Raw genomic sequence first — 9,453 nt, 5'->3', positions numbered from 1 at the left:
GGCTGATGATGGCTTCGTGGTTATTTTCCACATAGTACTGCGGCACTTCCCCTTCATTCGCTTTCGTTTCTTTGGTCAGGAAGTTGACGGTGAACCGCTTCTGCAGCAGGGCATCGCCCTTGTATTTCTCATTTGTCAGGATGCTCTCTACCGTCCCCGGATACCAGCGTTTCTTTCTTGCCGGAGTTTCCAGTCCTCTGGAAGTCAGCTCCCTGGCAATGGAGTGGAAGGTATACCCGTCCAGGAACAAGCGGTAAATCAGTTTCACCGTCTTGGCCTGTTCCCGGTTGACGACCAGATTCCCGTCCGGTCCCCGGTCATAGCCAAGGAAATGGCCGAACGGCACACACACCTTCCCGTCAGCGAATCGCTTCCGATGGCCCCAGGTGACGTTTTCCGAGATGCTCCTGCTTTCTTCCTGCGCCAGGGAACTCATGATGGTGATGAGGAGTTCGCCCTTGGCATCGAGCGTCCAGATATTTTCCTTCTCGAAATATATCTCGATGCCCTTGTCCTTGAGCTTGCGTACCGTTGTCAGGCTGTCTACGGTATTTCTGGCGAAGCGGCTGACTGATTTTGTGACGATGAGGTCGATTTTCCCATCCATGGCATCCCTGACCATCCGCTTGAAGCCATCGCGGTGACGCGTGTTGGTAGCCGAGATGCCTTCATCGGTGTAGATGCCGACAAATTCCCAGTCATCCCGTTCCCTGATATAGTTCGTATAATAATCGACCTGTGCTTCATAGCTGCTGATCTGGTCATCATGGTCCGTGGAAACCCTGGCATAGCCCGCTACTCTCCGCTTCTTCCGGCTGTTAATCGGAGCCGCCGTATAACGGCTGATGGTGGCCGGGATGGCCCTTACTGTCTTTGCCACTTTTCTCCGCTCTCCTTTCTCCGTGCCTTGGGACGCCGCTTGGATGGCGTAGGCGTATAAGAAATCTCTTCTGTTCTCCCACTCTTGAAATGGACAGTCAAGCAGTCTGGCTTTCCGGCTTCGATAGATTCCACTTTTCCCCGGAATCTATCCTCATCAAAGTCCTCTAACCCCATGGCCTCTGCGGCCACACGCTTCAGGTCATCTTCCCGGATGCTGACCGATTCACATTTGCCGCCTTTGCTGCATCGCCAATAAACAGGCCTGTCATGCTTCGTTTTGCACCTCCGGAAAGAGGATCCGCACAAGGCGCACCGGACACGTGTCGTAAAGGCGGAGAACCGTGTTCCCTTGCCATTGGCCATGTAGTTTTTCATCCATGCCCTCTGGCGATCCTTATACTCATCGGTCCAGCAATCCTTTTTCGCCGTTGATACCCAGTGCCGGATAAGCTTCTGTCCGTTTTTCATACAGAAAACCATCACGTGGTATTCTGGCACTACTATCTTTTCGACCTGGTCAAGGAAGGCCTGCTCATCGAAATCATCCAGGCCTAGGACTTCTGTACTCTCCTTTACAAGGACTGCATGCGGGATACTTCCTTTTGCGCCGCAATTCCGGCCTTTCAGCTTATGGGAGCCACAATCCCAGAATTCTTCAAAGCCCCGGTCTGTGCGGCGATTGTGCATATAACTCCGACCGCAGATGCCGCATTTGATTTTCCCCGTGAAGCAGGTCGTATTCAAGGACTTATTGGCCAGCGCCCCCAGTTCCTTTCGCCGCGCCATCTCCTGCTGCACGTAATCAAAGGTTTCCTTGTCGATGATAGGCTCATGCGTATTTTCAACATAATACCTAGGAAGTTCTCCCCGGTTCTTCTTCCGCTTCTTGAGGATTGGATCCGTCACATATTCCTTCTGGAAAAGCATATTGCCGGTATAGGTAACATTGGTCAGGACAACCCTGATGTTGGAATCCATCCAGCGGCAGCCATTCCGGGTCGTGATGCCTTCGGCAGCAAATTCCCGTTCGGTTTCAAAACGTGACTTGCCATCAAGGAAATTCTGGAAGATGCGCCTGACAACAGCTGCTTCCTCGGGAACTACCACCAGGTTATCCCCTTCCCAGCGATACCCATAAACACGGAACCGCCCGTTAGGATTCCCCTGCTCAAATTGTTTCTTGATGCGCCACCGGATATTTTCACTAATGGAACGGCTTTCCTCCTGGGCAAAAGATGCCAGGATGGTCATCATAAGCTCGCCGTCCCCGCTCATGGTATGGATATTCTCTTTTTCAAACCAAACTTCGATGCCCAGCTCTTTCAGATGCCGGACGGTACGCAGAAGGTCTACTGTGTTGCGTGCGAAGTGCTGGATAGACTTGGTCAGGATGATGTCTATCTTCCCGGCTTCGGCATCTTCCAGCATCCGCAGGAATTCCTGCCTCTTCTTCATCCCCGTCCCAGAGATGCCATAGTCGGCATAGACCCCGGCGTATTCCCAGTCCGGGTTCTTCTGGATGAGGCTGCTGTAATAACTGACCTGCGCCGAAAGGGAATGGTGCATCCGCTCCGATTCCATGGATACGCGGGCATAGGCTGCGACTTTCTTTCGCTGCTTCAAATTTGGTATGCGTCGTTCAATCTTACGGATAGTCCGCATAGAATCAGCTCCTTTCGACACTATATATCACTCTGTTTGATACAATTATCAAGTGTATAAGTCCCCGGAAAAAGGCTGATAGCGGCGAAGCATCTCCTGCTCGAAGTCCCGGTACTCCTTCCCGGTGATGAGCTTTTCGGCCAGCATCCGCCTTGCCAGATGCATCACCACCTGGAAGGCTGTTTCATTTTGAAACGACCTCTTATCCATGGCGGACACCTCCGAACCGGTATGCAATATAGCAGGCATGGGAGCAGAACTTCCGATGGCTGTTGCCGTAGACAGTGAATTTCTTCCCGCAAGCCGGACAGGTATAGGTGTAGACTGCTTTCCGCTTCACCAGCTCCAGATGTGCATTCCACCACTTATTCCGGCAGACATCGCAGCAGAACCTTTTCCGCTTCCGTCCCGGATTCTGTTCAATCGGCTTTCCACACTGCTCACAGACTGCCCCCGCTGTACTGGCAGCAAGACTGTGCCGTCGGCAGAACGACTTCACCGTGTTGATGGAAATCTGGAGCCGCGCCGCAATCCTGCCATACCCCGCCCCATCCCGGCGCAGGGCAATGATCTGTTGTTTCTGTTCGTCCGTCATCGAGGACACCTCCTGAAAATTTAGCTTTTAGGAGTAATAGGACAGAACAGCTATCGTTAAGTACTTTGATGGCAAAAAAATACGGATGCCCATGTGAGCATCCGATTTTTCATTACTCGTACTAAATAATAAGTACGGCTGTGCTGTACCTATAGTAGCTGTCGTTTCAGTGTGTTATAATTAAAGAAACTCAATATAAACACACCACGGCTTAGAAAATTTACAGACGGTGTGTACACAAGGAGCTTCTATGGCCGCTATCGTCACCTTGAATCAAGACAGCCCTTCTGTCCAATATTTATGCAAAAAAGATAAACGACTGACAAAAGTCATCAGCATGGTTGGCCCGATTACCTATGAACCACACACTGATAATCCCTTTCCTTTTCTGATCCATGAAATCATCGAGCAGATGCTGTCGATAAAAGCCGGAGCCAAAATCTATGGGCGGTTTGAAGAATTATGTGCTGGTCAGATAACCCCGGAGTCTATTTCAAAGCTCTCCGTTGAGGAAATCAAGGCAATCGGTACTTCTACTGCGAAGGCTAACTATATAAAAAACGCAGCTTCAGCCGTCTTGACAGGAGAACTTGATTTTACGAAGTTTCCTGATATGACAGATGAAGCTGCGCTCAAAGAATTAGTCAGTCTTCGCGGCATTGGTACTTGGACTGCAAAGATGTATTTGATCTTCGTCCTGGACAGACAGGATATCCTGCCATTCGAAGACGTTGCTTTTTTACAAAGCTACAAATGGCTTTATAAAACAGAAGATGTGTCGAGAGCATCCATAGAAAAGAAATGTAAAAAGTGGAAGCCCTACTCCTCCATTGCTGCCCGGTTTCTTTACCGGGCTTTGGACATGGGATTTACAAAAAAAGAATTTCATCTATTTAAAAGGAATGATTAATTATGGGAATGCGAGAAGAAGCAGAAAAAATACTAAAAAAAGCATATGCTGTTGCGAGTTATAATCCAGAGTCAACTTGTACACATGAAGAGTTAATTGATTATGTTATTGACAACACCCATCTGACTTATAAATATGTACTGTTTACAGCTCTTTTATCTAAAGCTACTGATGAAAAAATAAATCCTCTTTGTCTTCAAAAGAAATCAACGCTTCCAGGAGCCTATGACGCAAGAACAATTTGTCATAAAGTAATTGTGCCTTTTGAGATGGAAGTCTTAAAAAAAGCGATGGGTGGCTCTAATGAACCTTTTTTAAACAAACCGGCCCGGTTCCCTGAACTAAGCAAAACCAACGCAGTTCGCAGAGGAAATGACCAAAATATATTAAATGCATTATGTGATAATTTACCTACAATAAAAACATCACAAGATGCATTTGATTGTTTGGTGTACTTACTCTGTAAATTAATCAAATTACGAGATGCACAAAAAAAATCTTTGAATTTCTATGTACGTGAAACTTCGAATACCCCAGCTTTGTTATGGACATACATCATAAAAGCGCTGAAAGAAAGCTTCGAAGGTGAAATTCTTACTTTAATGGTTGCAGGAACGTATCATTTAATTTATAAAGACCGTCCTGGTGCAAGAGTCGAAGTCCATCCCGTTAATCAAAGCGGTGCGTCAGGACGAGAAGTCAGCGATTTAGATATCTACGTCGATAATGAGTTAATTTCTTCTAACGAATTAAAAGATAAAAATTTCTCTGAACCAGATGTTCGACATGCTGCAGATAAAGTTATTACTGCAGGCGGAAATCATATGTTATTTATTTTTGGTCCTCGAGCATGTCCTGAATCAGATTTCATTAATGATATTCAGCAAGAATATCTAAGTAAAAATTTTTTCTTACGTGTAGTACCCTATAACGAATTCTTTTCTAGCTTACTGAACTGTATCGCCGAACCAGACACTAAAGAATTTATGAAGTTCATTCTAAAAGTTGCGCATGACACTAAATTCAAAGAAGAAGTCATCGCATACCTAGACGCCTTAGGTCAACAAATTTTTGGGTTGAAGCATATTTGACTAATAAAGATGGAGAAATATGAGTTCCTTACTCATACTTCTCCATGTACTTCAATGTAGCTTTAGCTACAGCCTCGGCTAGATTGCAAGGTACAGCATTACCAATTTGTGTATATATTTTCCCTTTATTTCCACAAAAAATATAGTCATCAGGGAAAGTCTGTATACGAATAGCTTCATTGATTGTCAAACGACGTAATCGTTTTGGAGCTTCTTCGAATTGGGGAGTTATTGATCCATCAAGTAATCCTTTATGGTATTTTACTACCCAGTCTTCATCAGCCTTTCCGTACAAATATTCTTCATCTACAAAAGGAGTTTTGTTTCCTCCCATAGAAGCTGGCAGCGTATTTGCATATCCATCGATATTGATTGGTCTTCCCTGGCCATTGAAGTACATTCCTGCATATGGTGATTTTCTCATAATTGGATGAGTTGCGAATGTAATTTTGGCCGTACATGTATTTGGGTTTTTATCCGTACCAGCCTTTCCTAAATCTTTTAATAAGTCTCTAATGATAGGGGCTTTTTTCTTTTCCTCATCTAAAAGCTCATTCATATGGTACTCGAAAAAGATGTCTGAATTATCCCTAACCCCAACAAAAAATACACGTTCCCTTTTTTGCGAAACATTAAACTCAGTTGCATTCAAAACAAAGGGTAAGCATTGGTAGCCTAACATTGCGGCTGTATCTAAATATCGTTTTCTGACGTCCCCCCACTTTTCTAACTTTGCCAAAGCTTTTACATTTTCCATCACGAATGCCTTGGGCCGTACTTTTTTTATAACATCCAGAAATGTAAAAATCAATTTACTTCGACTATCATCAGGGTCCATTTTACCCGCTACAGAAAACCCTTGGCAAGGCGGCCCCCCAAAAACAAAATCTACTCCAGAATACTTATCAAGCTCATTAATGACATTGTTGATGTCATCATTAATCATTCTGCTTTCCTGATGATTGGCTTTATAAGTTTCTGATGCTTCTGGCATAATTTCGTTTGCAACAAGAACTTGGATTCCCGCTTTTTCAAAGCCAACATCCATTCCTCCCGCACCTGAAAACAATGAAATCGCAGTTTTTTTCTTATCCATATGAACAACTCTACTTTCTTTATTTATTGGCTTTTATATATTTTCCTGTATGTATTCTTGCATCGATAGGTTTAAGTGCATCAATCGGAATTGCCCACACTCTACTGAAACGAAAAGCGCCTTCAATTCTTCCTTCGCTGCATAACACTTGAATACGTCGCATAGTAATATTCCACTTCTTAGAAGCTTCCTTAACCGTCATATATTCCATGATTACTTATCTCCAGAATTTACGTATGTCTGATTTTATACCATTAAGCGAACAATATCAAGTAAAAACAGGGCTTACGGCTATTCTTAATACCGATTTACAAAGACTTCATAAAAGTCACTACGTTTCTCTTCATCATCGAAATCTGCATCAATGAACATCTGCAGTTCTTTCTTCATTGATTCATACAGAGAAGATGAATCTTTGGCATCAGAATAAGCAGTGTGAACCATTTCGCCGTACACACCACAGGTGATGGCATCGTAACGAATGCATCGTTCTAAGGTAATACGGCATTGTCCTTTATATTCTTCATCTTTTAGAATCTTGCCGCCTTCAGAGCCGATTTGATTTAATTCTTCGGTGAGTACCTTCCACATGTTGCTTTCCTCTCAATCAGCCATTTACAGTCCAGACATTGAAAGTTCTTATTTTTCATTGTAACATAAAAAGCCAGTACAGAACATCCTTCCCGATGTCCCATACCGGCTCTTTTCATGCAATCTTCTGTTTTACATCAGCCACGATGGCTTTGACCGCCTGCTGCATCAAGGTGATATACAGCCTGTTCCGGATCTTCACCCACCAGCTTGTGGTGGTCTGGATTTCGGCTTCCAGCGGGTCTGTGAGGTTCTTCATCTGCGCTTCCACCAGCTTCTGGACATCATCCAGGTCGATGGACTTGATGGCCGCTTCGGCTTCGCTCCTGGCAAAGGATACGACGGCATCGGCGACGGCTTTCTTGATTTCATCACGATTCATAGTCACTTACCTCCTAGAATCAGCTGTTCGTAATCGGTGATGCCCCGTGCCACTGCTCTGGCCAAGGCATCCTGAGCATTGGCCAGGATTTCTTCATCACTAGGATTGGTGATGAAGGCCAGTTCGACCAGGACAGCGGGCATGTCCGTGTTCGTGAGGACATACAGGCCGTTGACGCCGGGCGTGGCAATCTTCACGCCCCGGTCTGTCGTATCCAGGGCATCGACAATCTGGTTCTGGATGCAACTCGCCAGCATGCTGCCACGGTAACTGCCGGCACAGGCCCAGGTTTCCGTGCCGTTGGCTTCTTCGGCTTCGGCGGCATTGCAGTGGATGGACACGAAGATGTCGGCATCACTGGCATTGGCGGCTTCGCAGATTTCCTCCAGGCTGTCAGACTGGAGCAGTTCTGTTGCTACTCCTGCCGCATTCAGGTAACTTTCCGCAGATTGACCGACTGCCAAAGCGACATCGCACTCACGCAGACCGCTTTCACTATTGACGGCCCCCGGATCGGGATGGCCGCCCGGCGCATGGCCGGGATTCAGGAATACTTTCATGTTTTTCTTCTCCTTTCTGATGAACGGCGGACTTCACGGTGCCGCCGATGTAACCGAGAAGCCCTGACGCAATGGACATAGCCAGTTCGTTCAGGGCATAAAAAATCGCCAGGATTAGTGCTGTGACCAGACCGATAATGACGATACAGTCGGGGATATTCACTTTCTCAAACAAACTCATCCCACCACCTTAACTGTCAGTATGACTTCTGCATTTGTCTCTGAAGATTCTGCCAGATAAGAATATAAAGCATCTGATATTTCCCCAATCATTATGACCCCCAGATCATTATCTTTCTCATAGAACAATTCTGTGGTATCCGATATTCCTGTCCCTGTCGTAAGTTCAACTTTGCAACCTGCATATCGTTTTTCTTCATCCAACAGGAACAGCAGCCCTTTACGGCTTCCATTTTCCAGAGCCCCCACGCCGACTATCTTAGGGCTTTCCGGGGATTGCTTCGTCGTCATAAGCATATGGCCAGTCAGCCACTGCGTGCCCTGTCCCGTCATCGTAAGGCTTACATCTGTAAAAGGAACAGTGGGAATCGGGGCGGCGTCGGTTGCACTGACAATCATGCCATTACTGATGGGTGCCGATATATAAGCAAGTTGAGGATTGGTACTGCTGTTTTCCTGCTCTTCCCCGTTGATAGTGATTTTCCCCGCATAATAATCGGTATCTGCTTTCAAGTTGATGCTCAAGGTATCCTGATACGTTGTAGCATATACGGTATTTCCATCTGAGTCTGTTTGTGAGGATAACTCCGGATGGTTGCAGGTAAGCGTAATGGTCTGATGCTCTTTTTGAATCAGGGTTATCGTCTTTCGTGCATCTGCCTGTGACAGGTCAGCCGTCCCCGTCACCAGTTCACCCTCTGAAGTATAAAACTTTTTCCCCTTAGCCACATCGGCGGCTTTCGCCGTTGTGTCAGACACTTCGCAGAACCGTGCCCTGCCGCCTTTTTTTAGGGGAATCAGGATGGATGGCACTTCGCTGTAACTGGCTCCGGCTATCGTCACATTTACCTTCATGGCCTTCCCTCCTTACTCGACAGTCAGGATTTTCGTCAGGCTGTCCTGGGAAACGGAAACGGTCGTCAGACTGCCCGTCACCTTGGTACCATTGATGTAGGCCGTCTTACCGCTGACAATCGTCCCCGCGGCGGCGGTGGCATCACTGGTATCGACTACGCTGGACTTGCCGCTGATGCCGAGGACCGTCACCCCGGACTTGATGTTCCCGCTGACCAGCTTGGCCTGTTCCTCGCTGCTGATGCGGACTGCCCCTTTGCCGTTATGGAACCCGGCCGGGATGGTATACGTGCCATCGGCCTTGCTGATACTGCCGCTGATGGCTCCGTTATTGGGCATGGAACCCGCGACGAAGCCGTTCCCGATAAAAGCGGATTTTCCCGTCAGGATATCGCCCGATGCCGCCGCAGCCCCGGTCGTATCATAAAAGACAGCTGTCCCCTGCCCTTCTGCCAAAGGGATGGAAACCTGCGGCACTTCCGCATACACGACCGAATTGATTTTTACGTTTTTCGCCATGTTGATTGCTCCTTTACTCGACTTTCAACTCATAGCCATTAAAGCTGATTCTGCCATAGTTCGACGGGATGGCAGCTACCGTCACCCGGGAAAGGGCCGCATGACCGCTGTCAGCGGTGACGACCTGTTC

General features: G+C 46.8%; 14 protein-coding genes. 2 read left to right on the top strand and 12 right to left on the bottom strand.

What is annotated here, in order from left to right; all coding sequences use genetic code 11:
- The 4 genes from ACR0QW_RS09955 to ACR0QW_RS09940 form a co-directional block, all read right to left on the bottom strand.
- Positions 1–880: recombinase family protein (locus ACR0QW_RS09955; RefSeq protein WP_432643503.1), on the bottom strand; the 880-nt coding region annotated here is incomplete at its 3' end.
- Entirely contained in the window at positions 865–2,544 is a 1,680-nt protein-coding gene (locus ACR0QW_RS09950; protein ID WP_432643502.1) for a recombinase family protein, read from the bottom strand. The genes ACR0QW_RS09950 and ACR0QW_RS09955, both read right to left, overlap by 16 nt.
- Positions 2,545–2,592: 48 nt before the next feature.
- Positions 2,593–2,754, bottom strand: a complete 162-nt coding sequence (locus ACR0QW_RS09945) for an SHOCT domain-containing protein (protein WP_432643501.1) — start codon at positions 2,752–2,754, stop codon at positions 2,593–2,595.
- Positions 2,747–3,139, bottom strand: coding sequence for a deoxyribose-phosphate aldolase (locus tag ACR0QW_RS09940; protein WP_014128550.1), 393 nt, complete (start codon positions 3,137–3,139; stop codon positions 2,747–2,749). The genes ACR0QW_RS09945 and ACR0QW_RS09940 overlap by 8 nt, the downstream gene beginning before the upstream one ends.
- Before the next feature lie 250 nt (positions 3,140–3,389).
- Between ACR0QW_RS09940 and ACR0QW_RS09935 the strand changes: the two genes are divergently transcribed.
- Both ACR0QW_RS09935 and ACR0QW_RS09930 read left to right on the top strand, forming a co-directional pair.
- Positions 3,390–4,049, top strand: a complete 660-nt coding sequence (locus ACR0QW_RS09935) for a DNA-3-methyladenine glycosylase family protein (RefSeq protein ID WP_014128551.1) — start codon at positions 3,390–3,392, stop codon at positions 4,047–4,049.
- 2 nt (positions 4,050–4,051) lie between these two features.
- Positions 4,052–5,140 carry a restriction endonuclease, SacI family gene (locus ACR0QW_RS09930; protein WP_014128552.1) on the top strand — a complete coding sequence of 363 codons (1,089 nt, stop codon included), beginning with the start codon at positions 4,052–4,054 and terminating at the stop codon, positions 5,138–5,140.
- A 28-nt stretch (positions 5,141–5,168) separates the two neighbouring features.
- On the opposite strand, the gene ACR0QW_RS09925 is transcribed toward ACR0QW_RS09930, so the two are convergent.
- From ACR0QW_RS09925 to ACR0QW_RS09890, 8 genes are all read right to left on the bottom strand, one after another.
- On the bottom strand, positions 5,169–6,236 hold the full coding sequence (locus ACR0QW_RS09925; protein ID WP_014128553.1) for a DNA cytosine methyltransferase: 1,068 nt from the start codon (positions 6,234–6,236) through the stop codon (positions 5,169–5,171).
- A gap of 19 nt (positions 6,237–6,255) precedes the next feature.
- Positions 6,256–6,447 (bottom strand): hypothetical protein, encoded by a 192-nt coding sequence (locus ACR0QW_RS09920; RefSeq protein WP_021840512.1) that lies wholly within the window; start codon positions 6,445–6,447, stop codon positions 6,256–6,258.
- A gap of 86 nt (positions 6,448–6,533) precedes the next feature.
- On the bottom strand, positions 6,534–6,827 hold the full coding sequence (locus ACR0QW_RS09915; RefSeq protein WP_014128554.1) for a hypothetical protein: 294 nt from the start codon (positions 6,825–6,827) through the stop codon (positions 6,534–6,536).
- Between the two features lie 115 nt (positions 6,828–6,942).
- The gene (locus ACR0QW_RS09910) at positions 6,943–7,209 is read right to left on the bottom strand and encodes a hypothetical protein (protein ID WP_014128555.1); all 267 of its coding nucleotides are present in this window, start codon (positions 7,207–7,209) and stop codon (positions 6,943–6,945) included.
- 2 nt (positions 7,210–7,211) lie between these two features.
- Entirely contained in the window at positions 7,212–7,769 is a 558-nt protein-coding gene (locus ACR0QW_RS09905; RefSeq protein WP_432643500.1) for an N-acetylmuramoyl-L-alanine amidase family protein, read from the bottom strand.
- Entirely contained in the window at positions 7,705–7,950 is a 246-nt protein-coding gene (locus tag ACR0QW_RS09900; protein WP_071818993.1) for a hypothetical protein, read from the bottom strand. The genes ACR0QW_RS09905 and ACR0QW_RS09900 overlap by 65 nt, the downstream gene beginning before the upstream one ends.
- Complete coding sequence (locus ACR0QW_RS09895) at positions 7,947–8,804, bottom strand: hypothetical protein (protein ID WP_014128557.1); 858 nt, start codon at positions 8,802–8,804, stop codon at positions 7,947–7,949. Before ACR0QW_RS09895 ends, ACR0QW_RS09900 begins: the two co-directional genes overlap by 4 nt.
- A gap of 12 nt (positions 8,805–8,816) precedes the next feature.
- Positions 8,817–9,323: a hypothetical protein gene (locus ACR0QW_RS09890; RefSeq protein ID WP_021840511.1), complete on the bottom strand. Its 507-nt coding sequence runs from the start codon at positions 9,321–9,323 to the stop codon at positions 8,817–8,819.
- Positions 9,324–9,453 lie beyond the last annotated feature (130 nt).

The sequence above is a fragment of the Acidaminococcus sp. genome, from assembly GCF_050873445.1.
GTDB lineage: Bacteria > Bacillota > Negativicutes > Acidaminococcales > Acidaminococcaceae > Acidaminococcus.
The sequence above is the reverse complement of the archived record's forward strand: the minus strand, read 5'-3'. Positions and strand labels throughout refer to the sequence as shown.

Coding starts and splice junctions, on each gene's coding strand:
- ACR0QW_RS09950 (WP_432643502.1), bottom strand. CDS start 2,544: ATGCGGACTATCCGTAAGATTGAACGACGCATACCAAATTTGAAGCAG.
- ACR0QW_RS09945 (WP_432643501.1), bottom strand. CDS start 2,754: ATGGATAAGAGGTCGTTTCAAAATGAAACAGCCTTCCAGGTGGTGATG.
- ACR0QW_RS09940 (WP_014128550.1), bottom strand. CDS start 3,139: ATGACGGACGAACAGAAACAACAGATCATTGCCCTGCGCCGGGATGGG.
- ACR0QW_RS09935 (WP_014128551.1), top strand. CDS start 3,390: ATGGCCGCTATCGTCACCTTGAATCAAGACAGCCCTTCTGTCCAATAT.
- ACR0QW_RS09930 (WP_014128552.1), top strand. CDS start 4,052: ATGGGAATGCGAGAAGAAGCAGAAAAAATACTAAAAAAAGCATATGCT.
- ACR0QW_RS09925 (WP_014128553.1), bottom strand. CDS start 6,236: ATGGATAAGAAAAAAACTGCGATTTCATTGTTTTCAGGTGCGGGAGGA.
- ACR0QW_RS09920 (WP_021840512.1), bottom strand. CDS start 6,447: ATGGAATATATGACGGTTAAGGAAGCTTCTAAGAAGTGGAATATTACT.
- ACR0QW_RS09915 (WP_014128554.1), bottom strand. CDS start 6,827: ATGTGGAAGGTACTCACCGAAGAATTAAATCAAATCGGCTCTGAAGGC.
- ACR0QW_RS09910 (WP_014128555.1), bottom strand. CDS start 7,209: ATGAATCGTGATGAAATCAAGAAAGCCGTCGCCGATGCCGTCGTATCC.
- ACR0QW_RS09905 (WP_432643500.1), bottom strand. CDS start 7,769: ATGAAAGTATTCCTGAATCCCGGCCATGCGCCGGGCGGCCATCCCGAT.
- ACR0QW_RS09900 (WP_071818993.1), bottom strand. CDS start 7,950: ATGAGTTTGTTTGAGAAAGTGAATATCCCCGACTGTATCGTCATTATC.
- ACR0QW_RS09895 (WP_014128557.1), bottom strand. CDS start 8,804: ATGAAGGTAAATGTGACGATAGCCGGAGCCAGTTACAGCGAAGTGCCA.
- ACR0QW_RS09890 (WP_021840511.1), bottom strand. CDS start 9,323: ATGGCGAAAAACGTAAAAATCAATTCGGTCGTGTATGCGGAAGTGCCG.